The sequence below is a fragment of the Stenotrophomonas sp. SrG genome (assembly GCF_050031795.1).
GTDB lineage: Bacteria > Pseudomonadota > Gammaproteobacteria > Xanthomonadales > Xanthomonadaceae > Stenotrophomonas > Stenotrophomonas rhizophila_A.
In genome coordinates, this window is sequence record NZ_JBNBBE010001178.1 from 1 (window position 1) to 238 (window position 238).

At 69.3% G+C, this 238-nt stretch carries 1 protein-coding gene; it reads right to left on the reverse strand.

The genetic code is table 11. From position 1 onward, the window contains the following. Window positions 1–221 (reverse strand): hypothetical protein (locus ACQG3P_RS23165; protein WP_426806354.1); only part of this gene is annotated, 221 nt, incomplete at its 3' end. Window positions 222–238: the final 17 nt, after the last annotated feature.

Here is a 238-nt window from a genome sequence, read left to right on the forward strand (position 1 = left end):
TTCCAGAACCGGGCGAGCTCGGTCTGGAAGAAGAAGTCCGACCAGCCGTGGACGTAGAGCACGTCGACATCGCGAAGCGGCTGCAGGAGCGCCGCGATCGGGTTCGGGCGCAGTCGCACCAGGGTCGCGACGAGCGGGCCGTGGCGACCGTCGACGCCCAGGTCGAGCGTCAGCTGCTCGAACGGCGCCCCGAGGACATCGGGTACCCAGTCGGCGGCCATGACGCGAGCCTATCGAG